The organism is Phenylobacterium sp. (assembly GCF_035539035.1).
Classification (GTDB): Bacteria; Pseudomonadota; Alphaproteobacteria; order Caulobacterales; family Caulobacteraceae; genus Phenylobacterium.
In genome coordinates this window covers 133,039-158,571 of record NZ_DATLJI010000007.1, presented here as the reverse complement: position 1 = coordinate 158,571, position 25,533 = coordinate 133,039, and the positions used below count along the sequence as shown (strand labels likewise).

The window sequence follows — 25,533 nt, the reverse complement described above, 5'->3', positions numbered from 1 at the left end:
CCGACACGAAGTGCGGGGGGAGAGGGTAGGGAGAGGGGCGGCCGGGCGTGAGGGTTCACGCCGGGGGTCGGGCGGGGGTCAACGAGGGCGCTGGCGGAAGCGTACGGGTGGCGGGAGCTCGGAGCCGCCCCTCTCCCTACCTCTCCCCCCGGGCTGCGCCTCGGGGGAGAGGAGGGTCTAGACGTCGAAGTCGAGGCCGACGTCGCCGTAGAATTCGCGCTTGTCGGCCCAGCGTTCGTCGACCTGGACGTGCAGGAAGAGGTGGACCGGGCGGTCGAGGATGACGGTGAGCTCCTCGCGGGCCTTCTGGCCAATCCATTTCAGGGTCTGGCCGTTCTTGCCGAGGATGATCGGGCGCTGGCTCTCGCGCTCGACGTAGATGGTCTGCTCGATGCGGAGCGAGCCGTCCTTGCGGTCCTCGAACTTGGTGGTCTCCACGGCCGCCGAATAGGGCAGCTCCTCGTGGACGCGGAGGTAGAGCTTCTCGCGGGTGATCTCGGCGGCCAGCAGGCGGGCCGGCAGGTCGGCGGTCTGGTCCTCGGGGTAGAACCAGGGGTTCTCCGGCATCAGCCCGGCCAGGCGGGCCCGCAGGTCCTCGACGCCGGAGCCGGAGGTCGCGGAGATCATGAAGACCTCGTCGTAGACCCCGGTCTCGAACAGCTTCTGCGACAGGGCCAGCAGGTTCTCGCGCTTCACCTGGTCGATCTTGTTGAGCGCCAGGATCGCCTTGCGGCCGGACTTCTTCAGACCCTCGACGATCGACTCCACGTCCTGGGCGGCCTTGCGGTCGGCGCCCTTGGCCCCCGGCTCGCCGGCGGCGATCTCGGCGGCGGCGTCGACCAGGTGGACGATGACGTCGGCGTCCTCGGCCCCGCCCCAGGCGGCGCGGACCATCGCCCGGTCGAGCCGCCGTCTGGGCTGGAAGATGCCGGGGGTGTCGACGAGCACGATCTGGGCGTCGCCGGCCATGGCCACGCCGCGCACCGGGAAGCGCGTGGTCTGCACCTTCTGGGTGACGATGGAGACCTTGGCGCCCACCAGGCGGTTGGTGAGGGTGGACTTGCCCGCATTGGGCGCGCCGATGATGGCGCAGAAGCCGGCGCGGCTCATTCGTCGTCTACCTGTGGCTCGGGGCCTTCGCGACGCAGCAGCATCTGCTGGGCGGCGGCCTTCTCGGCGTCCTGGCGGGAGCGGCCCTGCGCCTGTTCGGGCGGATAGCCTTCCACCTCTACCGAAACGGTGAAGGAGGGCGCGTGATCCGGGCCCTCGCGGGAAATGATCTCATAGACCGGCAGCGGCAGCCCCTGCCCCTGCGCCCATTCCTGGAGCTGGGTCTTCGGGTCCTTGGAGCGCGGCTCGTCGAGGCGGGCGAACTCCTCCTGCCAGAACTTCAGGAAGAAGGCGCGGGCGCATTCCAGCCCGCCGTCGACGTAGAGGGCGGCGATCAGGGCCTCGCAGGCGTCGCCGAGCACGGCGTCGGACTGGCGCGCGCCGACCTTGGTGGCCGAGGCGCTCATGCGCATGGCTTCCGGCAGGCCCGCCCGCTTCGCCGCCCGGGCGCAGGCGTGGTAGTTCACGAGGGACGCCAGGAGCCGGCTCATCTCGCCCTCGCGGGCGTCGGGGTCGAGCGCCATCAGCCGCTCGGCGGCGCAGAGGTTCAGCACCCGGTCGCCGAGGAACTCCAGCCGCTCGTTATGGCGCACGGTCCTGGCCCCGTCGCCGACGCTGGCGTGGGTCAGCGCCCGCTCCAGCAGGTCGCGGTCGTGGAAGACATAGCCGATGCGCCGTTCGAGCTCGGCGACGGCGGCCTCTCGCGCGTTCATCGACTACTTCAGGGGGTGGAAGAAGCGGCTGGGCCGGGCGTCCATGACCCAGGTCCAGGGCTTGAAGATTGAGGCGCCCGGGTGCCAGGACAGCAGGATGATCTGCGCCTTGCCGACCAGGTTCTCGGCCGGGACGTAGCCGACGCCGCCGACCGCGCCGGAGACGCGGCTGTCCAGGGAGTTGTCCCGGTTGTCGCCCATCATGAAGTAGTGGCCCTCGGGGACCACATAGACTTCGGTGTCGTCGAGGTCGTGCTCGGGCCCGAAGTCGTCGGTCAGGAAGGCGCGGCCGCCGGGCAGGATCTCGCGATAGCGGGTCACGTCGCGCTCGCCGCCGTACTCCGACACGTGCCGGCTGGTCCCCAGGTTCTCGCGCCGCACCTGCTCGCCGTTGAGGTAGAGCAGGCCGTCGCGCATCTGGATGCGGTCGCCCGGCAGGCCGATCAGGCGCTTCACATAGTCGGTGTGGCCGTCGCGGGGCAGCTTGAAGACCACCACGTCGCCGCGCTGCGGCGCGCGGGCCATGATCCGGCCCTCGAAGACCGGCGGGCTGAACGGGATGGAGTGGCGCGAGTAGCCGTAGGCGTACTTCGAGACGATGATGTAGTCGCCCTCGTAGAGGTTCGGCTCCATCGAGGCCGACGGGATGGTGAAGGGCTGGAAGAACAGCACCCGCAGGAAGAGCGCGATCAGGAGCGCGTAGACCACCGTCTTGATGATCTCCACGACCTCGCTCATCGCGCCGGACTTTTCGGGGGTCTGCGCGGCCTGCACGTTCTCGCTCATGGTGGTTCCCGGGTAGGTCCGGCGGCGGACGAAGGCCCGTCGTTACGCGCTGGGCTGCGCCGGGGCAAGTTCGGGCGGCGAACCCCCTCCTCTCCCCCGACATGAAGTGCGGGGGGCAGAGGGTAGGGAGAGGGGCGGCTGGGCGGCCGGGTTCTTGTCGACGAGGGGGCGAGGATCAGCGGGTCGGTGCGTCCTGGCTGAAACGTCGGAGCAACGGGACATCTGAGCCGCCCCTCTCCCTACCCTCTCCCCTCGGGCTGCGCCTCGGGGGAGAGGAGGCTAGCCGAGCGGCTTGGCGATGCGGTCGAGGTTGAGGTTGAGCCAGGTCCAGGGCTTGAGGATCGAGGCGCCCGGCTTCCAGGAGACCAGGACCAGGCGGGCGCGGCCGACGAGGTTCTCCTCAGGGAGGTAGCCCACGCCGCCCGCCCCGACCGGCACCCGGCTGTCGGAGGAGTTGTCGCGGTTGTCGCCCATCATGAAGTAGTGACCCTCGGGGACCACATAGACGTCGGTGTCGTCGAGCCCGCCGTCGGGGCCGTAGTCCTGGGTCAGGTAGCTGCGGCCGCCCGGCAGGGTCTCGCGGTAGATCTCGCCCATGGCGCGCGGGTCGGTGGCCGCGCCGGGGACGGGCATGCGGACCACCCGCTCGCCGTTCAGCCAAAGCTCGCTGTTCCGCACCTGGATACGGTCGCCGGGCAGGCCGATCAGGCGCTTGACGAGGTCGGTTCGGTTGTCGAGCGGGGTCTTGAAGACGATGACGTCGCCGCGCGCCGGCGCCCGGGCCAGCAGCCGGCCCTCGAACAGCGGCGGGCTGAACGGGGCCGAGTGGCGCGAATAGCCGTAGCTCCACTTGGTGACCACGATGTAGTCGCCCTCGTAGAGGTTCGGCTCCATGGAGGCCGAGGGGATGGTGTAGGGCTGGACCAGGACGACCCTCAGCACGAGCGCGATCAAGAGCGCCCAGAACAGGGTCTTGATGATCTCCCAGGTCTCGTTCGCACCCTCGCCGGCGCCCGCGCCCGCCTTCCGCCTGCCCCGAACCAAACCGGCCATCCTCTTCGCTTCGGCGGCGCGCGGGCCGCGATTCAGGTCCCTGATCTACGACAGACTTGGGGCCGGCGCCCATGAACTCCTGCTCATGTGGCGACGCGCCGCCCTCGCCGCGGTGATCGACAAACCGCGCGACCGTGGCCATACCGCGGCGATGACCCGGACCGCCCTCACCCCGCTGCACGCCCTCCTCGCGCTGGCGGTGGTGGCGGTATGGGGGACCAACTTCGTGGTCATCCGCTGGGGCCTGGACGACCTGCCGCCGCTGACCTTCGCGGCGCTCAGGTTCACCTTCGCGGTGCTGCCGGCGGTGTTCTTCCTCAAGCGCCCGGCCGTGCCGCTGTGGAACCTGGCGGCCTACGGCCTGCTGATCGGGGCCGGCCAGTTCGGCGTGCTCTACATCGCCATGACGCAGTGGATCTCGCCCGGGCTGGCCTCGCTGGTGGTGCAGACCCAGGCCTTCTTCACCATCGGCTTCGCCATGCTGCTGACAGGGGAGCGGGTGAAGCGGTTCCAGCTCGTGGCGCTGGCGCTGGCCGCCGCGGGCCTGGCCTGGCTGATGACCCACTCGAACGCCGACGCCCGGCCGCTGGGCATCGCGCTGGTGCTGGTCGCGGCGCTCTCCTGGGCGGCGGGCAACACCGTGGCGCGCACGGCCGGTCCGGTGAACATGCTGGCCTACGTCGTCTGGTCGAGCATCTTCGCCGCCCCGCCGCTGATGATCCTGGCGGTGACGGTCGAGGGCTGGCCGGCGGTGAGCGGGGCGATCGCAAAGGCCGACGCCGGCGCCTGGGCCGCGGTGCTCTGGCAGTCGGTGGGCAACACCATCTTCGGCTACAGCGCCTGGTCGTGGCTGCTGGCCCGCTATCCGACCGCGACGGTGGCGCCGCTGTCGCTGCTGGTGCCGGTGTTCGGCATGGGCGCCTCGGCGATCCTGCTGGCCGAGCCGCTGACGCCGGCCAAGCTGACGGCGGCCGGGCTGGTGCTGGGCGGGCTGGCGCTCAACACCCTGTGGCCGGCCTGGACCCGGCGGACGGCGGCGCAGGCGCAGGAGCCGGCCTGATTTCGGGCCGGGCGGAACCCGGCTTGCCGATGTGAATGCGCGGCGGCGCGCGGGGGCGTAGACCGCCGCCCATGCTGCCGCGCGCGTTCTGCATGGCCAAGGCGCTCGAATGCGAGCTGAACGCGGGTCAGGTCGCGGACCCGACGACTGCGCGCGAGTGGCTGCGGATGGCCAACGAGTGGCGGCTGGCCGCCGTGGGCGCGCCGTCAGCCGCCGACGGGGGCGAGCACGCGCCGGACGTGACGCACGAGATCCAGCGGCAGGAAGGGCTTGGGCAGGACCGTTGAGCCGGCGACGCCGTGGCGCGGCACGTCGGCCTCCGAGTCGCCGGTGACGTAGACCACCGCCAGCCCCTGATGAACCGCCCGGGCCCGCCGGGCGAAGTCGAAACCCCAGCCGCGGACGCCGACGTTCACGTCGGTGATCAGGAGTCCGTAGCTGTCCAGGTCGGCGAGCGCCGCCTCGGCTTCCTCGGCGCACAGGCAGTCGGTCACCGCGAAGCCCGCGTCGACCAGGGTCTCGGCGAGCAGCACGCAGATCGCCGCCTCATCCTCGACGAGCAGGATGCGGGCCACGCCCGTCAGCCCCGCGGCTCGACGGCCGACAGCTCCGCGCCTTCGCGGGCGCGGAAGTCGAGGATGAACAGGGTCCGGCCGGCGTCGTCGGTGACCACCACGCGCCACGCGCCGGAGGACCAGAAATGCGCCGGGTCGTCGTCCAGCAGGCGGCCGGCCAGCCGCACCGCCTCGCGCCGGGCGGACTCCAGGTCGGGCAGCACGGTGCCCTCCGGATCCGGGATGGACTGGCCGTCCTCGACGTTGAAGTGATAGCGGGGCACACGGAGCTCCGAAGGCAGGACCAGGGGGAGCACACGCGGTCTCTCGGTCCCAGGCACCCAGAAGGTCGCCGCCCGGAATATTGATCCATGTAAACCCTCGGCCCCTGCACGCCAAGCGAGGCGCTGGGCCTTTTTCCTGCGTCAGACCGCCGCCGCGGCGCGCAGGTGCAGGTAGTTGGGGTCGAAGTCGGCGAAGGCCGTGAGGCCTTGCTCGTCCAGCACCGTCAGGACGCCGCCCCGCCATTCCAGGAACCCCTCCCCGCGCAGGTGCTGGACCACGCGGTTGACGTGCACGGGGGTGAGCCCGACCGCGTCGGCGAGCTCGGCCTGGGTGAGCGGCAGGTCGAACCGGTCGCCCGGCGCCAGGCCCACGGCGCGCAGCCGCTGGAGGAGCTCGCAGACCAGGTGGGCGACCTGCTGGTCGGCTGAGCGGCGGCCCATGCCAACCAGCCACTCGCGGAGCACCGCCTCGTCCACCAGGGTGGCCCACCAGAAGGCGCGGGTCAGCGCCGGGCTGGTGCGGGTCAGCCGGTCGACCTCCTCCCGCGCGATGGCGGCGATGCGCGAGGGGGCGAGCGCCTCGATGCCATGGTCCATCGTCCCCAGGATGGCCACGTGCAGGTCGCAGAAGTCGCCGGGGACAAGGAAGGCCATGATCTGGCGGCCGCCGTCGGGCAGCATCTTGTAGCGGCAGGCGAAGCCCTCCAGCACGGCGTGCACGTCGTGCGGCCGCTCGCCCTCGGAGATGACGTCCTCGCGCGCGGCGTAGGGGCGAACCACCTTGCAGGCGGCCGCCAGCGCCCGCTCGTCGTCGGGCGACAGGGGGGCGCCGTGGCGGAGCTTCCGGATCACCGGGCTGGTCATGGGCCGCCTTTCGAAATCCCGCGAAAGTTGATCTATGTGTGCGGGGCTTTCCGAAAGAACGCGTAGATGGAACGGGAGGTCCACAAACCAGCCCCGCTCCGGCGTTCGGACGTCCGGCCTCGCGGAGTCCCTGTGACCGCCCCCGACAACCCACCCCAGGAGCTCCGGCTCCTGATCGCCAAGCTGCGCAGCATCGCAGAGCTTCCGGATTCCGCCGAACAGGCGCTGCTGGCCCTGCCGTTCCGCCTGAAGACCTTCGCCGAGAACACCGACATCGTCCGCCAGGGCGACCGGCCGGGAGAGTGCGCCGTGCTGGTGGAGGGCTTCGCCTGCCGCTACAAGCTGCTCGGCGAGGGCCAGAGGCAGATCATGTCCTTCCACATCCCCGGGGACATGCCGGACCTGCAGAGCCTGCACCTGCCGGTGATGGATCACAGCCTGATGGCCCTGACGCGCACCAAGCTCGCCTTCGTGCCGCACCTGGCGCTGAACGAGATCACGCGCACCTATCCGGAGATCACGGTGGCCTTCTGGCGCGACACCCTGATCGACGCGGCGGTGTTCCGCGAATGGCTGGCCGGCGTCGGCCGCCGCACCGCCCACCAGCGGATCGCGCACGTGATCTGCGAGGTCTATGTGCGGATGCGGGCCATGAGGCTGACGGAGAACGGCAGCTTCCAGCTGCCGGTCACCCAGGCGGAACTCGGCGACTCGCTCGGGCTTTCGACCGTGCACGTGAACCGCGTGCTGCAGGACCTGCGGCGCGACCGCCTGATCTCGTCGAAGGGGCGTTTCGTGGTGATCGAGAACTGGGAGCTCTTGCAGGCGGCCGGCGACTTCGACGTCAGCTACCTGCATCTGAAGGACGTCAAGGCGGCGTGAAGCTGGACTTCCAACCCACGCTCGTCGCGAGCGGCGAGGACGGCGAGGGCCAGCTGGTCTACCGCGGCGACTATCTGATCGCCGTGCTGGTGCGGCTGTCGGACGTGCAGGAAGGGCTCGCGGGGCGCTGGTTCCTGGAGAAGGGCTTCGGGCCCCTGGACACGCCAGGGTCGCCGGTGTTCGTTGACCTGGCCGAGGCCGAGGCCTGGATCGCAGCCCGGCTGGCGGACAATTTCGGCGCGCGCTACTGGCCCTGAGCCGTCCGCACGCGGGACATTAACCCAGTTAATTCAGGTTCGGCGCGGGCCGTGGTTTCCCAAGGCGGGATGGCCGGGCGATTCCTCGCAAACCTCGAAAACTACGCGGATTTGACCGACTCCGACCGCCGGGCGGTGACCGCCGTCCTCGGCGCGCGCCGCGCGTTCCGGGCGGGCGCCGACCTGATCGAGGACGGCGAGGACGGCGGGGACGCCGTGCTGGTGCTGCTGGAGGGCCAGGCGTTCCGCCACAAGACCCTGCCCGACGGACGGCGGCAGATCCTGTCCTTCCACGCGCCCGGCGACGTGCTCGACCTGCAGCGGCTGTTCATGGGCGTGGACTACAGCGTGGCCGCCCTGAACGCCGGCGAGGTGGCGGTCGCGCCGCGCGCGGCCCTGCTGCAGGCGATGGCCGACCACCCGCGGGTGGCGCAGGCGCTGTGGAAGCTGAGCCTGGTGGAGGCCGCCATCTACCGCGCCTGGCTGGTGGGCGTCGGGCGGCGCACGGCCCACGCGCGGATCGCCCACCTGCTGTGCGAGGTGTTCACCCGGCTGGCGGCGGCCGGCGAGGCGGACGGCTGGCGCTGCCCCTTCCCGGCCACCCAGACCCACCTGAGCGATTCCCTCGGCCTGTCGGTGGTGCACACCAACCGGGTGCTGGGGGCCCTGGAGCGCGAGGGGCTGGTGAGCGTGCGCCGCCGCGAAATCCGGGTGCGCAACTGGGCCGGCCTGATGGCGGCGGGCGAGTTCGAGCCGGGCTACCTGCAGCTCCCCGCCCGCGCCGCCTGAGGGGTCAGGAGCCGGTGCGGGCCAGGGGCGGCGCCCGCCGGGCGATCAGCCGCGTCCCGCGCCGCAGCTCCGCCTGTCCCTCCGGCAGGGGAAGCGCCTCGAAGCGGCGCAGGGCGGCCTCGGTGTCCTCGCATCGGAGGGTGGCGCCGCAGACGAGCGAGCCGTTCGGATCCGTCACCGTAACCTGGTAGCGCAAGGACGTTCTCCCGTTGCGCCTCCGTGAGGAGGCCAGTCCCGGCACTGTGCCTCGCCGTGCGGACGCGCAAAACAAACCAGGTTAACGCCGGTCACTCTGCCGGCAGGGCCTCGATGATGACGAAGGCCTGGGCATAGGGGTGGTCGTCGGTCAGGGAGAGGTGGATATGCGCCGTCATGCCCGCGGGCGTGATCTCCTCCAGTCGCTTCAGGGCGCCGCCGGTGAGCGCCATGGTGGGCTGGCCCGAGCGCAGGTTGACCACGCCCATGTCGCGCCAGAAGACGCCGCGCCGCATGCCGGTGCCGAGCGCCTTGGCGCAGGCCTCCTTGGCGGCGAAGCGCTTGGCGTAGCTGGAGGCGGCGTCGGCCTTGCGGTCGGAGCGGGTGCGCTCCAGCTCGGTGAACACCCGGTGGCGGAACCGGTCGCCGAAGCGGTCCAGGCTCGCCTGGATGCGGCGGATGTCGGAGAGGTCCGAGCCGATGCCGACGATCACGCGGCCACCTGCGCGCGGGCCTCGTCCATCAGGGCGCGCATCCGCTGGATGGCGGGGCCGAGGCCGATGAAGATCGCCTCGCCGATCAGGAAGTGGCCGATGTTGAGCTCGGCGACCTCGGGGATGGCGGCGACCGGCTTCACCGTCTCGTAGTCGATGCCGTGGCCGGCGTGGACCTCAAGGCCCAGGCCCGCCGCGTGGCGGGCGGCCGCCTTCAGCGCCTCCAGCAGCTCGCCGGCGCGCGGATCGCGGTGGCGCACGGCCTCGCAATAGGCGCCGGTGTGCAGCTCGACCACCTGGGCGCCGGCCGACTTCGCGGCGGCCACCTGGGCGGGATCGGCGTCGATGAAGCAGGAGACGCGGATGCCGGCGGCGGAAAGCCGGCCGACCACCGGGGCGATGGCGTTGTGGCCCTTCACGACGTCGAGGCCGCCCTCGGTGGTGACCTCCTCGCGGCGCTCGGGCACCAGGCAGGCGGCGTGCGGCAGGTGGGCCAGCGCGATGGCCTCCATCTCCGGCGTCACGGCGCATTCGAAGTTCAGCGGCCGGCCGCGGCGGCGGCAGATGACGGCGAGCTGGTCGATGTCGGCGTCGGAGATGTGCCGGCGGTCCTCGCGCAGGTGGGCGGTGATCCCGTCGGCGCCGGCGGCCAGGGCCATCTCGGCGGCGCGCACGGGGTCGGGATAGCTCTCGCCGCGGGCGTTCCGGACGGTGGCGACATGGTCGATGTTGACGCCGAGGCGGAGGGAGGACGCGGGCCTGAGCGTCATGACTTCAGCCTCTTGGATCCCGGCTCCTCGGCCGGCAGGGCGGCGAGCTCGGGGGGGATCTCGTCGGGGGCGTAGGAGGGCACGTCGACGGTGGCGAGCGCGACCAGCGGGAAGCCGACGTCGGCCCTGCCGCCCGAGCGGTCGACGATGCAGGCGCAGCAGAGCACCTCGCCGCCCGCGGCGGCGATCGGCTCCACGGCCTCGCGGAACGAGCCGCCCGTGGTGATCACGTCCTCGACCACCACGACCTTGGCGCCCGGCGGGATCTGGAAGGCGCGGCGCAGGCGGAACTTGCCGTCCTCGCGCTCGACGAACATCGAGGGTACGCCGAGCGCGCGGCCGACCTCGTAGCCCGGGATGATCGCACCCACGGCCGGCGACACCACGAGGTCCGGCTTGCCGAACTGCGCGACGATCTTCTCGGCGAGCGCCTTGCAGAGCCGCTCGGTGCGGTCGGCGTACTGGAAGACCAGGTTCTTCTGCAGGAACATCGGGCTGTGGCGGCCCGAGGCGAGGATGAAGTGGCCTTCGCGCAGGGCGCCGGCGCCGCGGAACTCGTTGAGGACGTCTTCGGTGTTCATGGGGCCGAGATAATCCCGTTCGGGCGGGAGCGGAAGACGAGGCCGCCACGGGGCCGCCACGGGCGCGCGATGGCGCCATCGGGAGTTGTGGGCTATGGCGGAGCTCGTGCGTGCCAGCGTCCTCCTGCGTCAGCTCCCGGCCCTGCTGGCCGTCGTGGCCCTGGCCTGCGTGCTGGGCTTCTACCTGAACCGCGTCTTCGCGCCCCTGCCCCTCTATGCGGGCGACGAAGGGGCCTACCTGATCCGGGCGCTCTATCCGCCGGAGGCGGCGGCGAAGGACCCGGCCGTGCCGGAGCTGGCCAACGGCTTCTACTTCCTGGTCGCGCGCCTGGTCCGCGCGCTGAGCTTCCATTACCTGCCGTGGCTGCGCCTGATCGGGCTCGTGGCCTATATCGGCGGCGTCCTGCTGGTCTGGCGGGCGACGACGCCGGCGCTGCCCCGGCCCGAGCGGCTCACCTTCCTGCTGCTGGCGCTGGCCTTCCCCTACTACCGCTTCGTGGTCACCGCCCTGCCCGAGGGGCTCTATGTGCTGCTGCTGGCGCTGCTGGCCTGGGCGACGGCGGGCCTCTACCGGCGCCGGCCGCTGGTCCATGCGGGGCTGGCCGGCGCCCTGTGCGCGGCCCTGGTGCTGACCAAGCCGCACGGCCTGGCGGTGGTGGCGGGACTGGCGGCGCTGATCGTGCTGGAGGGACTGTCGGCGCGGCGGCCGGGCCTCGCCGGCCTGCGGCTGGCGGTGAGCGGCGCGGTCTTCCTGGCCGCCGGCAACGCCATCCAGGCGCTGGCGCACCAGCCGGTGGCCTCGCCGCTGCGGTTCTTCGTGGGCCCGTTCTACGACGCGGCGCTGAGCGGCGCGCCGGCGCCCGGCGCCTTCGGCCTGGCGGCGCTGGCGGCGGCGGGCATGGCCGCGACCGTCGCCCTGTTCGCGGGCCCGCCCATCGTCGCAGGCGTGCTGGACATCGCCCAGCGGCGAAGGGCCGGCCAGCGGGAGGCGGAAGGGACCGACCTGGTCTTCGTCCTGCTCCTGCTGTCGCTGGCCGCGACGGTGGCCATGGTGACGGTGTTCGCCTTCAAGATCTCGGTCTCGCCCGGGGAGACGAAGCGGATCTGGGGCCGCTACTTCGAGTTCTTCGTCCCCCTGCTGTGGCTGGCCGCGGCGCCGTCGTTCGCCAGGCTGGCCGGCCGGCGGCCCGTGGGGCTGGCCTCGGCCGGGGTGATGCTGGCGGGGCTGGCCGGCCTCTACGCCTGCTTCGCGGCCGGGGTGGTGCTCTACGCCTGGGACGGCGGGGCGCTCACCGCCTTCTTCAAGCCCCACCCGGAGCGGGCGCTGATCACAGTGCGCCTGCCCTATCGCGAGATCGCCACCGCCCTGACGCTGGCGGCGGCCGCGGCCCTCGCCCTGAAGATGCGGCCCGGGCGGGTGGGCGCGGCCTACGTCCTGGCGCTGGCGGTGGTCTCCACCCAGCTCGACGACTTCTGGATCGGTCCCATGGCCGGGACCCGGGCCGAGTTCGCCGCCGAGGTGCGGGGGGCCGGGGCGCTGCTGTCGCAGGGCGCGGGGCGCGGGGCGATCTTCGTGAAGGACAACAACGACGCCCACCTGAGCTTCCTGGCGCTCGACGGCCAGGTGCAGATCGCCATGGCGCCGCCGGAGGGCGTGGACGCGGCGGCGGCGGCGCCCTACGGCCGCATCGTGACGGTGCGCGACCTGCCGGGCCCGCCCGGCTGGCGGCCGATCTACCAGGGCTGGCAGCTCAAGGTCTGGGAGAAGGGGTCCTAGGCGCGGCAGCGGCCAAAAGCCCTCCTCCTCGATGGAGGAGGGTTGGGTGGTGGTGTGTCCCCCGAGGCCGCCGCGGTGGGCGCGTGAGGGCGCCGAGCCCAAGAGCGCCTCCCACCGCACCGCCCAGCGATCACCACCATCCCTACCCTTCCTCCATCGAGGAGGAAGGAGCGTCTGCGGCCAAGCTGAGCCCTCACCCCTTCACGCGGTCGACGGTCTCGACGGAGGGGTTGGCGCGCAGGGCGGCGGCGATGTGGGTCAGGTGGCGCGCGTCGTTGACGTCGACGTCGAAGTCCACGTCGAAGAAGTCCGACTGCCGGTGGTGCATGCGCAGGCCGACGATGTTGCCGCCGGCCTCTCCGATGATGGTGCAGGCCTGGCCGAGCACGCCCGGCGCGTTGCGGATGGTGGCGGTGAGCCGGGCGCGGGCGATGGAGTTGCGCTCGGCCTCCGGCGTCCACTGCAGGTCGCGCCAGAGTTCCTCGCGGTCCTCGAAGGCCTCCAGCCGCTCGCAGTCGATGGTGTGGACGGTGAGGCCGCGCCCGTCGCTCTCCAGGATGCCGACGATGCGGTCCCCGGGCACCGGCGAGCAGCACTCGCCGAAGTGCAGGGTGACGCCGGGGGTGAGGCCGCCGCCGCGGACGTAGAGCTTGGCGGCGCGGCCGTCCTCGATGCGCCGGCGCGCGGACGCCGCCTCGCGCTCGGTGGGCTTCAGGCCCGGGAAGACGGTCTCCAGAACCTGGGGCGGGGAGACGCGGCCGCGGCCGACGGCCTCGAACAGCTCGTCCTCGCTGGCCACGGCGAAGCGGTCGAGGGCCGGCCGCAGGGAGACCTCCTTGCGGGCCTTGCCGGCGGCCTCGAAGGTCTGGTCGACGGTGGCGCGGCCGAGGCGGAGGAACTCCTCCTTCTCGGTCTGGCGGATGTGGCGGCGGATGGCGGAGCGGGCGCGGCCGGTGACGGTCAGGCTGCGCCAGTCGGGCGGCACCACCGGCTTGCCGCCGCGGATCACCTCCACCACGTCGCCGTTGGAGAGCACGGTGCGCAGCGGCTTCAGCTCGCCGTTGATCTTCACCCCGATGGTGGTGTCGCCGATGTCGGTGTGGACGGCGTAGGCGAAGTCGAGCGGCATGGCCCCGCGCGGCAGGCTGACCAGCTGCCCCTTCGGCGTGAACACGAACACCTGGTCGAGGAACATCTCGAGCTTGGCGTGCTCGACCAGCTCCTCGGCGTCGCCGCCGTGCTCCAGCACCTGGACGAGGTGGCGCAGGTTGACCAGCGGGTCGCGGCCGCCGGCCTCCTTCTGGGCGTCGGCGTCGAAGCCGTAGGACTGGTCCTTGTAGCGCCAGTGGGCGGCCACGCCCTCCTCCGCCACCCGGTCCATGGCCTCGGTGCGGATCTGCATCTCGATGCGCATGCCCTTGGGCCCGACCACGGTGGTGTGCAGCGAGCGGTAGTTGTTGCGCTTGGGCGTGGAGATGAAGTCCTTGAACCGCTCGGGCACGCTAGGCCAGGCGCGGTGGATGACGCCCAGCGCCCGGTAGCAGTCGTCCTCGGTGTCGACGATCACCCGGAAGGCGTAGATGTCGGAGAGCTGGGAGAAGCCGATCGACTTCCTCTGGAGCTTCCGCCAGATCGAATAGGGGTGCTTCTCGCGGCCGAAGACGCGGGCCGGGATGCCGCCGTGCTCCAGCTTGGACGCCACCTCCTGGCTGACCAGGGCGACCGCCCCGCCCTGCTCGTGGCGCAGCACGTCCAGCCGGCGGTAGATGGCGTCGCGGGCCACCGGGTTGAGGTGCTCGAAGGCGAGCTCCTCGAGTTCGGTGCAGATGCGGTGGACGCCGATCGAGCGGGCCAGCGGCGCGTAGATGTCCAGGGTCTCGCGCGCGATCCGCTCCCGCTTGGCCGGGCTCTTGATGAAGTGGAGCGTGCGCATGTTGTGCAGCCGGTCGGCCAGCTTCACCAGGAGGACGCGGACGTCCTTGGAGATGGCCAGGATGAACTTGCGCAGGTTCTCCGCCTGGCGGAGGTGCTCGGAGGAGAGCTCCAGCTTGGACAGCTTGGTGACGCCCTCGACCAGTTCGGCGATCTCGGAGCCGAACAGCTCCTCGATCTCCTTGCGGGTGACCGGTGTGTCCTCGATCACGTCGTGCAGCAGGGCGGTGACGATGGTCTCGGTGTCGAGCCGGTAGTCGGTGAGGATGCCCGCCACCTCGATGGGGTGGGCGAAGTAGGGGTCGCCGGACGCCCGCTTCTGCGCGCCATGCATGCGCATGGCGTAGACGTAGGCGCGGTTGAGCAGCGCCTCGTCGGCGGTGGGGTCGTAGGAGCGGACCTTCTCGATCAGCTCGAACTGGCGGAGGAACTTGGGGCGCTTCGCGCCGGCCGGGGCCGCCGCCTGGGCTGCAGGCGGCGGAGGGGCGTCCTTGGGCGTTGCGGCGGCGTCGGACGCCGCCGGGAGAGTGAGCGGGTCTGCGCCTTCGGGGCTCAGTACCGCTCCTCCTGACCGCCGTCGCGGTCGCTCTGCAGGGCGCGAACGAGCTCAAGCTCGCTCATCTGCATGTGGGTGGGATCGGCCAGCAGGGCCAGGGTCTCGGCCTCTTCCTCGGCTTCCGAGCGCTCGTCGACGCGCTGCAGGGAGGCGATCACGCTCTCGCGCAGCTCCTCGCCGTCCACCACGTCGTCGGCGATCTCGCGCAGGGCCACGACCGGGTTCTTGTCGTTGTCGCGGTCGACCAGCAGTTGCGAACCGGCCGAGATGGCGCGGGCGCGATGGGCCGACAGCAGCACGAGGGCGAAACGGTTCGGGACCTTTTCGATGCAGTCTTCGACGGTGACGCGGGCCATGGAGTCTCTCTGGGGGAGGATAGAACCGGCGAAAATAGAGCGTCGGGCTCCATTGTGCAACGCCGCATAACGCGCAGGCGCGCTATCCGCCGCCGCCGCCCTGCCCCGCGGGACGCCGGCGCGCCCCGCGGGATGGGCCCTCGCGGCCTCAGGCCGCCCTGACCAGCCGCTGGTCGCGCGGCAGGTCGAAGCGGTCGGCGTTCATCACCTTGGCCCAGGCCCTGACGAACTGGCGCACGAACATCCCGCCCGCATCGTCGGCGGCGTAGACCTCCGACAGCGCCCGCAGCTGGGAGTTGGAGCCGAAGGCCAGGTCGGTGCGGGTGGCCGTCCACTTCTCCTCGCCGGAGTTGCGGCAGGTCCCGACGAAGACCTCGTCGCCGCGGTCGTCCACCTGCTTCCAGGCCGTGCCCATGTCGAGCAGGTTGCGGAAGAAGTCGTTGGTCAGCTGGCCCGGCCGGTCGGTGAAGACCCCGTGGGTCGCGCCGCCGTGGTTGGCCCCCAGCACCCGCAGCCCGCCCACCAGCACGGTCATCTCCGGGGCGGTGAGGCCGAGCAGCTGGGCGCGGTCGACCAGCAGCTCCTCGGTGGGCACGCTGAACCGGGTCTGCAGGTAGTTGCGGACGCCGTCGACCTTGGGCTCCAGCACCTCGAAGCCCGCGACGTCGGTCTGGTCCTGCGATGCGTCCGTGCGGCCCGGCGTGAACGGGACCTCGACGTCGTGGCCGGCGTCCCGCGCCGCCTTCTCCACCCCGACGCAGCCCGCCAGGACGATGAGGTCGGCCAGGGAGACCGTGCGACCGCCGGACGCCTGGCCGTCGAAGTCGGCCCTGATGCGCTCCAGCACGCCCAGCACGCGGGCCAGGCTCTCCGGCTCGTTGACCGCCCAGCTGCGCTGCGGCTCCAGGCGGATGCGCGCGCCGTTGGCGCCGCCGCGCTTGTCCGAGCCGCGGAAGGTGGAGGCCGAGGCCCAGGCGGTCTTGACCATCTCGGCCACGCTGAGGTCGGCGGCGAGGATCGCCTGCTTCAGCCGCGCGATGTCGGCGGCGTCGACCGGGGGATGGTCGGCGGGCGGGATCGGGTCCTGCCAGATCAGGTCCTCGGCCGGGACCTCGGGACCGAGGTAGCGGGCCTTGGGCCCCATGTCGCGGTGGGTGAGCTTGAACCAGGCCCGGGCGAAGGCGTCGGCGAAGGCGTCGGGATCGGCGTAGAGCCGCTCGGCGATCTTCCGGTACTCGGGGTCGACCTTGAAGGCCATGTCGGCGGTGGTCATCATGGTCGGCAGGCGGCGGTGGGGGCTGTGGGCGCCCGGCGCCATGTCCTCGGGCTTCTGGTCGACCGGCTGCCACTGCCAGGCCCCGGCGGGGCTCTTCACCAGCTCGTAGTCGTAGTCGAGCAGCATGTGGAAGTAGTTCATCGTCCAGCGGGTGGGCGTCGGCGTCCAGGCGCCCTCCAGGCCGCTGGTGATGGTGTGGTCGCCCATGCCGGTCTCATGGCCGCTCTGCCAGCCGAGGCCCTGCTGGGCGATGTCGGCGCCCTCGGGCTCGGTCCCGACCTTCTTGGCGTCGCCGGCGCCGTGGCACTTGCCGAAGGTGTGGCCGCCGGCGGTGAGCGCGAGGGTCTCCTCGTCGTTCATCCCCATGCGGGCGAAGGTCTGGCGGATGTCGCGGGCCGACTGCATCGGGTCGGGCTTGCCGCCGGGGCCCTCCGGATTGACGTAGATGAGGCCCATCTGGATCGCGGCCAGCGGGTTCTCCAGCGCCCGGCCGGACTCCTCGTCGATGCGGGTGGCGCCCAGCCACTCCTCCTCGGTGCCCCAGTAGATGTCGCGGTCGGGCTCCCAGATGTCGGCGCGGCCGCCGCCGAAGCCGAACACCGGCCCGCCCATGGACTCGATGGCCACGTTGCCGGCCATGATCATCAGGTCGGCCCAGGAGAGCTTCGCGCCGTACTTCTGCTTGATCGGCCAGAGCAGGCGGCGGGCCTTGTCGAGGTTGGCGTTGTCGGGCCAGCTGTTCAGCGGCGCGAAGCGCTGGCCGCCGGACGAGGCGCCGCCGCGGCCGTCGCCGGTGCGGTAGGTGCCGGCGCTGTGCCAGGCCATGCGGATGAAGAACGGGCCGTAGTGGCCGTAGTCGGCCGACCACCAGGGCTGGCTGTCGGTCATCAGGGCGGTGAGGTCGCGCTTCACGGCGGCGTAGTCGAGCGAGCTGAACGCCTCGCCGTAGTCGAAGTCGTCGCCCATCGGATTTCCGTGGCGGCCGTGCTGGTGGAGAATGTCCAGCGAGAGCTGGTTGGGCCACCAGTCGCGGTTGGTGCGGCCCAGGAGGGACCGGAGCGCGGCGGGTTCCTTCCTCGGATCGGACAGGGGGCTGGCGTCGTCCATGGGGTGTCTCCTTGTGGAGCCATTAGGCGACCTCGCGGCGGGACGAAGCAAAGCGATAATTCCGATCCGGAACATCGGAGAATTCAATGAGCTGAGCCGTTGGCGCCCGGCGGTTTCGACCCTATCGTCAAAACATGGGGAGACCTGGCGCGCCCGCCCGAGGACGCGCCGAGCGCAAAGGACGACGCCCATGAGAGCGGTCCAGATCGCCGAGGCCCTGGTCGCGTCGGAGGGCGCCGCCGCCCTCACCGACCTGTGCGGCTCCGGCCGCAAGGGCGACGCCGCCCCGCTGCGGGTGGTGATGCTGAGGATGTTCCCGCAGGCCAGCTACGACGACCTGGAGGCGGGCCTGCAGCTGGCGCTGACCATCGCGCAGCTCGACCGGGCCGAGCGGGACGCGATGCGCCACTGAGCCCGCGGCTTGCTCCGGCACCGTCGGGGGCGGCAGAGGACGTGACATGCAACAGCAGATCGCCGTCATCACCCTGGGCGTCCGCGACCTGGCGGCCTCGAAGCGGTTCTACGCCGAGGGCTTCGGCTGGCGGCCGGTGTTCGAGAACGAGGAGATCGTCTTCTACCAGATGAACGGCCTCGTCCTGGGGACCTGGCTGAAGCCGCAGCTCGAGGCCGACATGCAGCGGAGCAACCCGGAGGGCTCCGGCGCCGTGGCCCTGGCGCACAACGTGAGCGGCGCGGACGAGGTGGTCGCGGTCATGGAGGCGCTGGTCGCGGCGGGCGGGCGGCGGCTCAGGGCCGCCGACGCCCCGCCGCACGGCGGCTTCCGCGGCTACGTCGCCGACCCGGACGGCCACGCCTGGGAGATCGCCTGGAACGCCGCCTGGACGATCGACGCGCAGGGCCACGTCACCTTCGGCCTGTGAGCCCCTCAGGCGCCGCCGGACGCCCCCTGCCCGCGCGGCCGGCGGCGGGTGAAGGCCCAGCGGACCACCGCGCCCGCGGCGGCGCCGGCCAGCAGCAGCGGCCAGGCGATCGCGCCCAGCCGCATCGCCCCGGAGAGCGCCCCCTGCAGGACGCCCGAGGGCGCGGCCGCCCCGCCGCCCTCCAGCCGCCCCACGAGGAACGAGGCGGCCAGCGCCAGCAGGAACCAGGAGGCCGCGGCGGCGATGACGCCGACGCTGAAGCCCATGCGGCCGAACCGCCCCGCGAGCCAGGCCAGCGCCAGGGCCTCGGCCACGAGGACGAGCTGGATCCAGAGCGGGGCGGTGAGCAGGGTCATGCGGTCTCGTTCGTCTTGCCGCCCAGGCCGATGCGGTCGTGCTGGGCCTTCAGCTCGTCGTCGAAGACGTCGCCGAAGTCCTCGACCTCATAGAACTCGCGGACCTCCAGTTCCACCTCGCCGCCGGCGTCGAGCGGCGGCCAGCCGCGCAGCCAGTCGAGGACGTGCTGCAGCGAGGGCGCCTCGACCAGGGTGTAGCCGGCGATCAGCTCCTTGGTCTCGGCGAAGGGCCCGTCGATGATCATGGGCTTGCCGCCCCGGAACTTCACCTTGGCGCCGCGGGCGGTGGGCTTCAGGCCCGCGCCATCGAGGATCCTCAGGTGCGGGCCGGTGGCCTCGTGGAAGGCCATCATGGCGGCGGCGAGCTCGCGGGTCGGCATGGTCCCGGCCTCGGTCTCGGCGTCGCCCTTGCGGATGATCATGAAGCGCATGGCGTCATCTCCTGTCGTCGGCCCCCGGCATGGCGGCCCCGCGCGGAGGACGCGGCCGCGGCGGCGGCGCCGACATTTTGGTCAGGCCGGCCGCGCATCGAGCCCCACCACAGCCTCGGCCGCAAGGTCGCGGGCGGTGCGGCCCAGCACGGGATGGCGCCAGTCGGGCAGGACCTCGGCCAGCGGCCCCATGACGAACAGCCGCTCGTGGGCGCGCGGGTGCGGCAGGGTCAGGCCGGGCGTCCGGATCACCTGGCGGCCGTAGGCGATCAGGTCGAGGTCGAGGGTGCGGGGGGCGTTTCTTGCGCCGCGTTCGCGCCCGAGGTCGGCTTCGATGCGCAAAAGGGCGTCCAGCACGGCCTGCGGTCCCGCGTGCGCCTCGACAATCGCGATTCCGTTGCGATACTCAGGCGCAGAGGGGTCGGGCCAGGCGGCGGAGCGCCACCAGGACGATCTCGCGACGACAGGCAATTCCGCCTGGGGGAACCGCGCCAGAGCCGCTTCGAGCAGCGCCTCGCACGAGGCGTAGTCGCCCGCCAGGTTGCCGCCGAGCGCCACGATCACGGCCTCGTCCGGCCCGACTTTCAGGATATCTTCTTCTATGACCTTCTACCCCACGGACCGGCTGGCGCTCTTCATCGACGGGGCCAACCTCTACTCGGCCGCCAAGGGCCTGGGCTTCGACATCGACTACCGCAAGCTGCTGGAGGAGTTCCGCAAGCGGGGCGTCCTCGTGCGCGCCTACTACTACACCGCGCTGGTGGAGGATCAGGAGTATTCGCCGATCCGGCCGCTGGTCGACTGGCTGGACTACAACGGCTACCGGCTCGTGACGAAGGCGGCGCGGGAATACACGGACGCGCAAGGGCGCAAGCGCTGGCGCGGCGACATGGACGTCGAAATCGCCGTCGACATGATGGAGATGGCCGGCGCCGCCGACCACCTGGTGCTGTTCTCCGGCGACGGGGACTTCCGCTGCCTGGTGGAGGCCGTGCAGCGCAAGGGGGCGCGGGTGACGGTGGTCTCGACGGTGAAGTCGCAGCCGCCGATGGCCTCCGACGACCTGCGCCGGCAGGCGGACACCTTCGTGGACCTGGCGGACCTGGCGGACATCATCGGCCGGCCCTCGCGGCTGCCCAGGTTCATCCAGGAGACCCGCGAGCGCGAGCGGCTGCACGCGGACGAACCGGACATCGATGCCGAGGCTTGAGGCGGACGCGGTCCTGGTCGGACCCGAGGCGCCGCGCGACTGCCCGATCTGCCCGAGGCTGGTGGCCTACCGGGCGGCGAACGCGGCCGGCAATCCGGACTGGTTCAACGGCGCCGTGCCCTCCTTCGGCGACGAGAACGCGCGGCTGCTGGTGGCCGGCCTCGCCCCCGGGCGAACGGGGGCGAACCGCACGGGGCGGCCATTCACCGGCGACCACGCGGGCTACCTGCTCTACGCCACCCTGCAGAAGACCGGCTTCGCCGTGGGGACCTTCGACAAGGACGGCCACGACGACCTGCGGCTGGTGGACTGCATGATCACCAACGCCGTGCGCTGCGCCCCGCCGGGCAACAAGCCCGAGACGATCGAGGAGGCCAGCTGCCGGCCGTTCCTGCAGGCGAGGCTCTCCGCCCTGCCCCGCCTGAAGGTGATCGTGACCCTGGGCGACGTCTCGCGGCGCAACGTGCTGCGGGCGCTGGGCCTGAAGGCCTCGGCGGGCATCGCCGGCCACGGGACCGAGTTCCAGGCCGGGCCCTACACGGTGCTGAACAGCTACCACTGCTCGCGGCTGAACACGAACACCGGCCGGCTGACGCCTGAGATGTTTGAGGCCGTGTTCGAGCGCGCGCGGGCGCTGATCGGGGAATAGAACCACGGAATACACGGAAGGCACGGAAGGCGTCCGTGTCGTCCGTGGTTTCCTGAAGGCGCGCTCCGCGCAGACGCGGCGGAACCGCCGCTTGTCTGCCCACGAGCCCTGCGGCGGTCGCCTCAGGAACGGGCGCCGGGCATCGGTTCGCCTACGGGGACTAGCGCCGCCGTGGGTTGGCGGCGTAGCGTCCCGGCGCGTCTCAAGTCGGGGAGTTCCAAGCGTTGCGTCTCATGAAGTCGGCCGCCGTCGCGGCCCTGATCGTCGCCGTCGCCATGCCGGCGCTGGCCAAGCCCGATGCGGCGGCCCACGCCGAGGCGCTGGAGATCCTCACCCGGGGAATCGCGTTCCGCACGGTGACCGGCCACCAGGACCAGACCGTGGCCTATGCGGAATACCTGAAGGGCGTGCTGGTGAAGGCGGGCTTCGATCCCGCGGACATCAAGATCACGCCGTCCGACGGCACGGCCTACATGACCGCCCGCTACCGCGGCCGCGACGCCAGGAAGAAGCCCATCGTCATCCTCGGCCACATGGACGTGGTGGAGGCCAAGCGCGAGGACTGGACGCGCGACCCGTTCACCCCGGTGGTGGAGAACGGCTACGTGTTCGGCCGCGGCGCGGTGGACAACAAGTTCGACGTCTCCATGGCGGTGGCGACGCTCGCCCGCCTGAAACGCGAGGGCTGGACGCCCGGCCGCGACGTGATCCTGGCGCTGTCGGGCGACGAGGAGACGTCCATGGCCACGACCCAGAAGCTCGCCGCCGAGCTGAAGGGGGCGGAGATGGCGCTGAACGCCGACGGCGGCGGCGGTCTGCTGGACGAGGCCGGCCAGCCGGTGGTCTACGGCCTGCAGGCCGGCGAGAAGACCTACGCCGACTTCACCCTCACCGTCACCGATCCGGGCGGCCACTCCAGCCGCCCCGGAAAGACCAATGCGATCAACACCGTGGCCCAGGCTCTTACGAAGGTGGGCGCCTACCAGTTCCCGGTGATGCGCTCTGAGCTGACCGACGCCTACTTCCGGGCCAGCGCGTCCAAGACCGGCGGCGCCACCGGCGAGGCGATGAAGCGCTACGTGGCCAATCCGGAGGACAGGGAAGCGGTGGCGATCCTGGCGGCCGACCCGGAATATGTGGGCCAGCTCAGGACCACCTGCGTCTCGACCCTGGTCTCCGGCGGGCACGCGGTGAACGCCCTGCCCCAGCGCGCCACGGCCAACATCAACTGCCGCATCTTCCCCGGCACACCGTCGGAGAGCGTGCGCCAGGAGCTGGTGCGGGTGATCGCAGACCCGTCGATCACCGTGGAGCGGGTGAAGGGCGACGGGGCCATCGACAGCCCCGCCTCGCCGCTACGCGCCGACGTGATGGCGGCGGTGAAGAAGGCGGTGAACGCGCGCTATCCGAACGTGACCATCGTGCCGTCGATGTCGGCGGGGGCGACGGATTCCATGCACTTCCGCGCGGCCGGCGTCCCGAGCTACGGGGTGGCGGGCCTGTTCATGAAGTCGTCCGACGACTTCTCCCACGGGCTCAACGAGCGCGCGCCGGTGGCGGCCATCGACGGCTCGCTGGCGCACTGGGAGAGCCTGCTGAAGGACCTCGCCAAGTAGGCGCGGAGATCGGACGCGGCGTCCGGTCCAAGCTGGACCGCCGCGCGCCGCGCGCTATCTCAGGACGGATGACCGACCGCCACCCGCTCGACCGGCCGATCTGGGCCGCCCTCTCCGGCCGCCAGGCGCCGTTCGCCCTGGGCGACGGCCCCGCGCGCCGGATCGCCACCGACGTCGGGGTGTTCGTGGCCGCGCAGGACGATTCGCCGGAGAGCCTGGCGGCGCTCGCCGAACTGGTGCGAGCCCACGGCGAGTCCTGGCGCATGGAGGTGGGCGCCGCCCCCGTGCCCGGGACCGAGACGATCAGCGAGGCGCTCGGCGTGCAGATGGTCGCCGAGGCGCTGACCGACGCGCCGCCGCTGGCCTTCGCCTTCGAGCCCCTGAGCGAGGCGGACGCGCCGGCGATGCTGGCGCTCGCGACCCTGACCAGGCCGGGGCCGTTCGCGGCGCGCACGCACCAGCTCGGCGACTTCGTGGGCGTGAAGCGGGGCGGCGAGCTGATCGCCATGGCCGGCGAGCGGCTGAAGCCCGAGGGGTTCACCGAGGTGAGCGGCGTCTGCACCCACCCCGACCACCGCGGCAAGGGCTACGCGGCGGGCCTGATGCGCCACGTGGCCGGGAAGATCCTGGCGCGGGGCGAGACGCCCTTCCTGCACGCCTATGCGACCAACACCGGGGCCATCCGGCTCTACGAGACGCTGGGGTTCCGCATCCGGACGCAGGTGACGGTGACGGCGCTGAAGCCAGCCTGAGGGCTCAGCGCCAGTAGCCGTAGCGCCAGACGGGCTGGAAGCCGGCCTTGCGGTAGAGGCTGCGGGCCGGGTTGGGCTCTTCCACCTGCAGGAAGACACGCGTGATCCCACGGGCTGCGGCGAGGCGGCCGAAGGCGGCGAGTATGCGGCCGGCGTGGCCCCGGCCCCGATGGTCGGCCGCGGTGCGCATGCCGTGGACGCCCATCCAGCCGTGGCCGAAGCTGGCGACGCCGACGGCCACGGCGCGGCCCGCATCGCGCACCACGCCATAGGCGGCGCCGGGCGAGCGGCTCAGCACCTTCACCCGGTGCGCGCCATCCACAGGATCGAAGCCGGGTCCGAGGAAGACCTCCCCCCAGGCGGCGTCCGGCGCCTCCAGGATCTCGGCGCCGCCGTCCGCGAATGCGGCGAGCCGGGCGGCGTCGCCGGTCTTCACGAGGGTCGGCTGGCCTGCCGCGAGGCCGGCGGCGGCCAGCGCCGCCCGGACCGGCGCCAGCGACTCCGTGTCGGGAATGCGGAAGGCCGCCGGAAGCCCGCGGGCGGCGTAGGCGTCGAGGATGGCCGGAACCGCCCCCGCCGAGATCTCGTGACGCAACGGGACGGCCGATTTCGCCCGGCCGATGGTCCCATTGTCGAAGGCGACGAGCCAGCCATCGATCTCGAGCACCTCGGGCGGGGCGACGGCGGCGACCGTGGCGCGCTCCAGGCTCTCGACGAGGCCGGCCTCCACCTCAGCCCTTCTCCCTCATGAGCCGGGCCTTGTCGCGCTGCCAGTCGCGGGCGGCGACGGTCTCGCGCTTGTCGTGCTCCTTCTTGCCCTTGGCCAGGGCGACCTCGAGCTTCGCGAGGCCCTTGTCGTTCCAGTAGAGCTTCGTCGGGATGATCGTGCGGCCCTCGCGCTGGACGGCGCCGATGAGCTTGTCGATCTGCTTGCGCTTGAGGAGCAGCTTCCGGTGGCGGCGGGGCTCGTGGTTGAAATGCGGGCCGGCCTGGGCGTAGGGCGGGATGTCGGCGTTCACCAGCATGATCTGGTCGCCCTCCACCGCCGCATAGCTTTCGGCGATGTTGGCCTTGCCGTTGCGCAGGGACTTCACCTCGGACCCGGTGAGCGCGATGCCGGCCTCGAAGGTCTCCTCGAGGAAATAGTCGAACCGCGCGCGGCGGTTCTCCGCGATGAGCTTTCCAGCCATCGCTAAACCCGCTCATTCCCGCGGAAGCGGGAACCCAGGTGTTTTTGCGGTGAGCCCGGGCCGAACAGGAAAAAGCCTGGGCCCCCGCCTTCGCGGGGGTGAGCGGAAAGAGGGAGGCACATCAGACAACACCCGCTTCCCGCATGGCTTCCAGCACCTCGCGGCGGGAGGCTTCCGAGGCGGGGACGATGGGCAGCCGCACGTCCTCGGCGCAGAGGCCGAGGTGGGCGAGCGCGTACTTGGTGGGCGCGGGCGAGGCGTCGGAGAACAGCGCCTTGTGCAGGCGCACGAGGCGGTCCTGGCCCTGCAGGGCGCCGGCCCAGTCGCCGCCCAGGGCGGCGTCGTAGAAGGCGGCGCACTGCTCGGGCGCGACATTGGCGGTGACCGAGATGCAGCCGTGGCCGCCGTGGGCCATGTAGCCGAGCGCGGTGGGATCGTCCCCGGAGAGCATCACCCAGTCCTCGCCGCAGGCCAGCCGCTGGAGGCTGGCGCGGGCCAGGTCGCCGGTGGCGTCCTTGATCCCCACGATGTTCGGCAGCTTCGCGAGCCGGGCGAGGACCTCGTTGGAGATGTCCACGCTGGTGCGGCCGGGCACGTTGTAGACCAGCACCGGCAGCTGCACGGCCTCGTCGATCGCCGCGTAGTGGGCGTAGAGCCCCTCCTGGCTGGGCCGGTTGTAGTAGGGCGTGACCACCAGGGCCGCGTCGGCGCCCACGGTCTTGGCGTGGCGGACGAGCTCGATCGCCTCGGCGGTGGAGTTGGAGCCCGCGCCGGCCACCACGGGCACGCGGCCCCGGGCGGTCTTCACGCACAGCTCCACCACGCGGCGGTGCTCCTCGTGGCTGAGGGTCGCGGTCTCGCCGGTCGTGCCGACAGGGACGAGGCCGTGGACGCCGCCGGCGATCTGGCGCTCCACGAGGGCCACGAAGGCGTCTTCGTCCACCGCTCCGTCGCGGAAGGGCGTCACAAGCGCGGGGAGGACGCCCCGGAACAGAGGGTCGGTCATGGTCTGCAAAAAGCCGTGAATAGAGCGCTTGTTAAGCGTCGTTCAG

31 protein-coding genes are annotated in these 25,533 nt (G+C 71.8%); 11 read left to right on the top strand and 20 right to left on the bottom strand.

Going from position 1 to position 25,533, the window contains the following annotated elements:
* Nucleotides 1-177 precede the first annotated feature (177 nt).
* The 4 genes from era to lepB (VM685_RS01975) form a co-directional block, all read right to left on the bottom strand.
* Nucleotides 178-1,110, bottom strand: a complete 933-nt coding sequence (gene era / locus VM685_RS01990) for a GTPase Era (protein WP_325458429.1) — start codon at nt 1,108-1,110, stop codon at nt 178-180.
* Nucleotides 1,107-1,823 (bottom strand): ribonuclease III, encoded by a 717-nt coding sequence (gene rnc, locus VM685_RS01985; protein WP_325458428.1) that lies wholly within the window; start codon nt 1,821-1,823, stop codon nt 1,107-1,109. Before rnc ends, era begins: the two co-directional genes overlap by 4 nt.
* Nucleotides 1,824-1,826: 3 nt before the next feature.
* Complete coding sequence (gene lepB, locus VM685_RS01980; protein WP_325458427.1) at nt 1,827-2,609, bottom strand: signal peptidase I; 783 nt, start codon at nt 2,607-2,609, stop codon at nt 1,827-1,829.
* Nucleotides 2,610-2,888: 279 nt separating this feature from the next.
* The gene (gene lepB, locus VM685_RS01975) at nt 2,889-3,662 is read right to left on the bottom strand and encodes a signal peptidase I (RefSeq protein ID WP_325458426.1); all 774 of its coding nucleotides are present in this window, start codon (nt 3,660-3,662) and stop codon (nt 2,889-2,891) included.
* Between the two features lie 151 nt (nt 3,663-3,813).
* Here lepB (VM685_RS01975) and VM685_RS01970 point away from each other — a divergent pair, with 151 nt between their 5' ends.
* Nucleotides 3,814-4,722 (top strand): EamA family transporter, encoded by a 909-nt coding sequence (locus tag VM685_RS01970; protein ID WP_325458433.1) that lies wholly within the window; start codon nt 3,814-3,816, stop codon nt 4,720-4,722.
* A 206-nt stretch (nt 4,723-4,928) separates the two neighbouring features.
* Here the strand turns inward: VM685_RS01970 and VM685_RS01965 are convergent, their stop codons facing one another.
* The 3 genes from VM685_RS01965 to VM685_RS01955 form a co-directional block, all read right to left on the bottom strand.
* Nucleotides 4,929-5,297: a response regulator gene (locus tag VM685_RS01965; RefSeq protein WP_325458425.1), complete on the bottom strand. Its 369-nt coding sequence runs from the start codon at nt 5,295-5,297 to the stop codon at nt 4,929-4,931.
* Between the two features lie 5 nt (nt 5,298-5,302).
* On the bottom strand, nt 5,303-5,560 hold the full coding sequence (locus VM685_RS01960) for a DUF6894 family protein (RefSeq protein WP_325458424.1): 258 nt from the start codon (nt 5,558-5,560) through the stop codon (nt 5,303-5,305).
* A gap of 141 nt (nt 5,561-5,701) precedes the next feature.
* Entirely contained in the window at nt 5,702-6,424 is a 723-nt protein-coding gene (locus tag VM685_RS01955; RefSeq protein ID WP_325458423.1) for a Crp/Fnr family transcriptional regulator, read from the bottom strand.
* A 132-nt stretch (nt 6,425-6,556) separates the two neighbouring features.
* Here VM685_RS01955 and VM685_RS01950 point away from each other — a divergent pair, with 132 nt between their 5' ends.
* The 3 genes from VM685_RS01950 to VM685_RS01940 all read left to right on the top strand — a co-directional run bounded on the left by VM685_RS01950 (nt 6,557) and on the right by VM685_RS01940 (nt 8,352).
* The gene (locus tag VM685_RS01950; protein WP_325458422.1) at nt 6,557-7,306 is read left to right on the top strand and encodes a Crp/Fnr family transcriptional regulator; all 750 of its coding nucleotides are present in this window, start codon (nt 6,557-6,559) and stop codon (nt 7,304-7,306) included.
* Nucleotides 7,303-7,563: a hypothetical protein gene (locus VM685_RS01945; protein ID WP_325458421.1), complete on the top strand. Its 261-nt coding sequence runs from the start codon at nt 7,303-7,305 to the stop codon at nt 7,561-7,563. The genes VM685_RS01950 and VM685_RS01945 overlap by 4 nt, the downstream gene beginning before the upstream one ends.
* Before the next feature lie 111 nt (nt 7,564-7,674).
* Nucleotides 7,675-8,352: a Crp/Fnr family transcriptional regulator gene (locus tag VM685_RS01940; RefSeq protein WP_325458420.1), complete on the top strand. Its 678-nt coding sequence runs from the start codon at nt 7,675-7,677 to the stop codon at nt 8,350-8,352.
* 4 nt (nt 8,353-8,356) lie between these two features.
* Here VM685_RS01940 and VM685_RS01935 read toward each other — a convergent pair whose 3' ends face one another.
* The 4 genes from VM685_RS01935 to pyrE form a co-directional block, all read right to left on the bottom strand.
* Nucleotides 8,357-8,548 (bottom strand): hypothetical protein, encoded by a 192-nt coding sequence (locus tag VM685_RS01935; protein WP_325458419.1) that lies wholly within the window; start codon nt 8,546-8,548, stop codon nt 8,357-8,359.
* A 91-nt stretch (nt 8,549-8,639) separates the two neighbouring features.
* Nucleotides 8,640-9,041 (bottom strand): holo-ACP synthase, encoded by a 402-nt coding sequence (gene acpS / locus VM685_RS01930; protein WP_325458418.1) that lies wholly within the window; start codon nt 9,039-9,041, stop codon nt 8,640-8,642.
* Entirely contained in the window at nt 9,038-9,811 is a 774-nt protein-coding gene (locus VM685_RS01925; protein ID WP_325458417.1) for a pyridoxine 5'-phosphate synthase, read from the bottom strand. The genes acpS and VM685_RS01925 overlap by 4 nt, the downstream gene beginning before the upstream one ends.
* Nucleotides 9,808-10,392, bottom strand: a complete 585-nt coding sequence (gene pyrE / locus VM685_RS01920; protein WP_325458416.1) for an orotate phosphoribosyltransferase — start codon at nt 10,390-10,392, stop codon at nt 9,808-9,810. Before pyrE ends, VM685_RS01925 begins: the two co-directional genes overlap by 4 nt.
* Nucleotides 10,393-10,486: 94 nt before the next feature.
* On the opposite strand from pyrE, the gene VM685_RS01915 reads away from it, so the two are divergent.
* The gene (locus VM685_RS01915) at nt 10,487-12,169 is read left to right on the top strand and encodes a hypothetical protein (RefSeq protein WP_325458415.1); all 1,683 of its coding nucleotides are present in this window, start codon (nt 10,487-10,489) and stop codon (nt 12,167-12,169) included.
* A gap of 193 nt (nt 12,170-12,362) precedes the next feature.
* On the opposite strand, the gene VM685_RS01910 is transcribed toward VM685_RS01915, so the two are convergent.
* The 3 genes from VM685_RS01910 to katG all read right to left on the bottom strand — a co-directional run bounded on the left by VM685_RS01910 (nt 12,363) and on the right by katG (nt 17,396).
* Complete coding sequence (locus VM685_RS01910) at nt 12,363-14,513, bottom strand: bifunctional (p)ppGpp synthetase/guanosine-3',5'-bis(diphosphate) 3'-pyrophosphohydrolase (RefSeq protein ID WP_325458432.1); 2,151 nt, start codon at nt 14,511-14,513, stop codon at nt 12,363-12,365.
* A gap of 140 nt (nt 14,514-14,653) precedes the next feature.
* The gene (gene rpoZ / locus VM685_RS01905; RefSeq protein WP_325458414.1) at nt 14,654-15,013 is read right to left on the bottom strand and encodes a DNA-directed RNA polymerase subunit omega; all 360 of its coding nucleotides are present in this window, start codon (nt 15,011-15,013) and stop codon (nt 14,654-14,656) included.
* A 148-nt stretch (nt 15,014-15,161) separates the two neighbouring features.
* Entirely contained in the window at nt 15,162-17,396 is a 2,235-nt protein-coding gene (katG, locus tag VM685_RS01900; RefSeq protein WP_325458413.1) for a catalase/peroxidase HPI, read from the bottom strand.
* A gap of 190 nt (nt 17,397-17,586) precedes the next feature.
* Between katG and VM685_RS01895 the strand changes: the two genes are divergently transcribed.
* Complete coding sequence (locus VM685_RS01895) at nt 17,587-17,808, top strand: hypothetical protein (protein ID WP_325458412.1); 222 nt, start codon at nt 17,587-17,589, stop codon at nt 17,806-17,808.
* A gap of 46 nt (nt 17,809-17,854) precedes the next feature.
* A complete protein-coding gene (locus VM685_RS01890) occupies nt 17,855-18,277 on the top strand; it encodes a VOC family protein (RefSeq protein WP_325458411.1) in 423 nt (140 codons plus the stop codon).
* 5 nt (nt 18,278-18,282) lie between these two features.
* Here the strand turns inward: VM685_RS01890 and VM685_RS01885 are convergent, their stop codons facing one another.
* The 3 genes from VM685_RS01885 to folK form a co-directional block, all read right to left on the bottom strand.
* Nucleotides 18,283-18,633 carry a hypothetical protein gene (locus tag VM685_RS01885; protein ID WP_325458410.1) on the bottom strand — a complete coding sequence of 117 codons (351 nt, stop codon included), beginning with the start codon at nt 18,631-18,633 and terminating at the stop codon, nt 18,283-18,285.
* Nucleotides 18,630-19,064, bottom strand: coding sequence for a YciI family protein (locus VM685_RS01880; RefSeq protein ID WP_325458409.1), 435 nt, complete (start codon nt 19,062-19,064; stop codon nt 18,630-18,632). Before VM685_RS01880 ends, VM685_RS01885 begins: the two co-directional genes overlap by 4 nt.
* Nucleotides 19,065-19,145: 81 nt before the next feature.
* Nucleotides 19,146-19,628, bottom strand: coding sequence for a 2-amino-4-hydroxy-6-hydroxymethyldihydropteridine diphosphokinase (gene folK / locus VM685_RS01875; RefSeq protein WP_325458408.1), 483 nt, complete (start codon nt 19,626-19,628; stop codon nt 19,146-19,148).
* A gap of 37 nt (nt 19,629-19,665) precedes the next feature.
* On the opposite strand from folK, the gene VM685_RS01870 reads away from it, so the two are divergent.
* The 4 genes from VM685_RS01870 (at nt 19,666) to VM685_RS01855 (ending at nt 23,291) form a co-directional block, all read left to right on the top strand.
* Nucleotides 19,666-20,274, top strand: a complete 609-nt coding sequence (locus VM685_RS01870; protein ID WP_325458407.1) for an NYN domain-containing protein — start codon at nt 19,666-19,668, stop codon at nt 20,272-20,274.
* Nucleotides 20,261-20,923, top strand: a complete 663-nt coding sequence (locus tag VM685_RS01865) for a uracil-DNA glycosylase (RefSeq protein ID WP_325458406.1) — start codon at nt 20,261-20,263, stop codon at nt 20,921-20,923. Before VM685_RS01870 ends, VM685_RS01865 begins: the two co-directional genes overlap by 14 nt.
* A gap of 233 nt (nt 20,924-21,156) precedes the next feature.
* On the top strand, nt 21,157-22,539 hold the full coding sequence (locus VM685_RS01860) for a M20/M25/M40 family metallo-hydrolase (protein ID WP_325458405.1): 1,383 nt from the start codon (nt 21,157-21,159) through the stop codon (nt 22,537-22,539).
* 68 nt (nt 22,540-22,607) lie between these two features.
* Nucleotides 22,608-23,291 carry a GNAT family N-acetyltransferase gene (locus tag VM685_RS01855; RefSeq protein WP_325458404.1) on the top strand — a complete coding sequence of 228 codons (684 nt, stop codon included), beginning with the start codon at nt 22,608-22,610 and terminating at the stop codon, nt 23,289-23,291.
* Between the two features lie 4 nt (nt 23,292-23,295).
* Here the strand turns inward: VM685_RS01855 and VM685_RS01850 are convergent, their stop codons facing one another.
* The 3 genes from VM685_RS01850 to dapA form a co-directional block, all read right to left on the bottom strand.
* Entirely contained in the window at nt 23,296-24,021 is a 726-nt protein-coding gene (locus tag VM685_RS01850) for a GNAT family N-acetyltransferase (protein ID WP_325458403.1), read from the bottom strand.
* A gap of 1 nt (nt 24,022) precedes the next feature.
* Nucleotides 24,023-24,481, bottom strand: a complete 459-nt coding sequence (gene smpB, locus VM685_RS01845; protein WP_325458402.1) for an SsrA-binding protein SmpB — start codon at nt 24,479-24,481, stop codon at nt 24,023-24,025.
* 121 nt (nt 24,482-24,602) lie between these two features.
* Entirely contained in the window at nt 24,603-25,487 is an 885-nt protein-coding gene (dapA, locus tag VM685_RS01840) for a 4-hydroxy-tetrahydrodipicolinate synthase (protein WP_325458401.1), read from the bottom strand.
* Nucleotides 25,488-25,533: the final 46 nt, after the last annotated feature.

What these genes read in the sequence shown, in the direction of transcription:
- pyrE (WP_325458416.1), bottom strand. Translation starts at nt 10,392, where the DNA reads ATGAACACCGAAGACGTCCTCAACGAGTTCCGCGGCGCCGGCGCCCTG.
- rnc (WP_325458428.1), bottom strand. Translation starts at nt 1,823, where the DNA reads ATGAACGCGCGAGAGGCCGCCGTCGCCGAGCTCGAACGGCGCATCGGC.
- katG (WP_325458413.1), bottom strand. Translation starts at nt 17,396, where the DNA reads ATGGACGACGCCAGCCCCCTGTCCGATCCGAGGAAGGAACCCGCCGCG.
- VM685_RS01895 (WP_325458412.1), top strand. Translation starts at nt 17,587, where the DNA reads ATGAGAGCGGTCCAGATCGCCGAGGCCCTGGTCGCGTCGGAGGGCGCC.
- VM685_RS01870 (WP_325458407.1), top strand. Translation starts at nt 19,666, where the DNA reads ATGACCTTCTACCCCACGGACCGGCTGGCGCTCTTCATCGACGGGGCC.
- VM685_RS01855 (WP_325458404.1), top strand. Translation starts at nt 22,608, where the DNA reads ATGACCGACCGCCACCCGCTCGACCGGCCGATCTGGGCCGCCCTCTCC.
- lepB (WP_325458426.1), bottom strand. Translation starts at nt 3,662, where the DNA reads ATGGCCGGTTTGGTTCGGGGCAGGCGGAAGGCGGGCGCGGGCGCCGGC.
- era (WP_325458429.1), bottom strand. Translation starts at nt 1,110, where the DNA reads ATGAGCCGCGCCGGCTTCTGCGCCATCATCGGCGCGCCCAATGCGGGC.
- VM685_RS01880 (WP_325458409.1), bottom strand. Translation starts at nt 19,064, where the DNA reads ATGCGCTTCATGATCATCCGCAAGGGCGACGCCGAGACCGAGGCCGGG.
- VM685_RS01915 (WP_325458415.1), top strand. Translation starts at nt 10,487, where the DNA reads ATGGCGGAGCTCGTGCGTGCCAGCGTCCTCCTGCGTCAGCTCCCGGCC.
- smpB (WP_325458402.1), bottom strand. Translation starts at nt 24,481, where the DNA reads ATGGCTGGAAAGCTCATCGCGGAGAACCGCCGCGCGCGGTTCGACTAT.
- VM685_RS01885 (WP_325458410.1), bottom strand. Translation starts at nt 18,633, where the DNA reads ATGACCCTGCTCACCGCCCCGCTCTGGATCCAGCTCGTCCTCGTGGCC.
- dapA (WP_325458401.1), bottom strand. Translation starts at nt 25,487, where the DNA reads ATGACCGACCCTCTGTTCCGGGGCGTCCTCCCCGCGCTTGTGACGCCC.
- VM685_RS01925 (WP_325458417.1), bottom strand. Translation starts at nt 9,811, where the DNA reads ATGACGCTCAGGCCCGCGTCCTCCCTCCGCCTCGGCGTCAACATCGAC.
- VM685_RS01865 (WP_325458406.1), top strand. Translation starts at nt 20,261, where the DNA reads ATGCCGAGGCTTGAGGCGGACGCGGTCCTGGTCGGACCCGAGGCGCCG.
- lepB (WP_325458427.1), bottom strand. Translation starts at nt 2,609, where the DNA reads ATGAGCGAGAACGTGCAGGCCGCGCAGACCCCCGAAAAGTCCGGCGCG.
- VM685_RS01860 (WP_325458405.1), top strand. Translation starts at nt 21,157, where the DNA reads ATGAAGTCGGCCGCCGTCGCGGCCCTGATCGTCGCCGTCGCCATGCCG.
- VM685_RS01955 (WP_325458423.1), bottom strand. Translation starts at nt 6,424, where the DNA reads ATGACCAGCCCGGTGATCCGGAAGCTCCGCCACGGCGCCCCCCTGTCG.
- VM685_RS01970 (WP_325458433.1), top strand. Translation starts at nt 3,814, where the DNA reads ATGACCCGGACCGCCCTCACCCCGCTGCACGCCCTCCTCGCGCTGGCG.
- VM685_RS01890 (WP_325458411.1), top strand. Translation starts at nt 17,855, where the DNA reads ATGCAACAGCAGATCGCCGTCATCACCCTGGGCGTCCGCGACCTGGCG.
- rpoZ (WP_325458414.1), bottom strand. Translation starts at nt 15,013, where the DNA reads ATGGCCCGCGTCACCGTCGAAGACTGCATCGAAAAGGTCCCGAACCGT.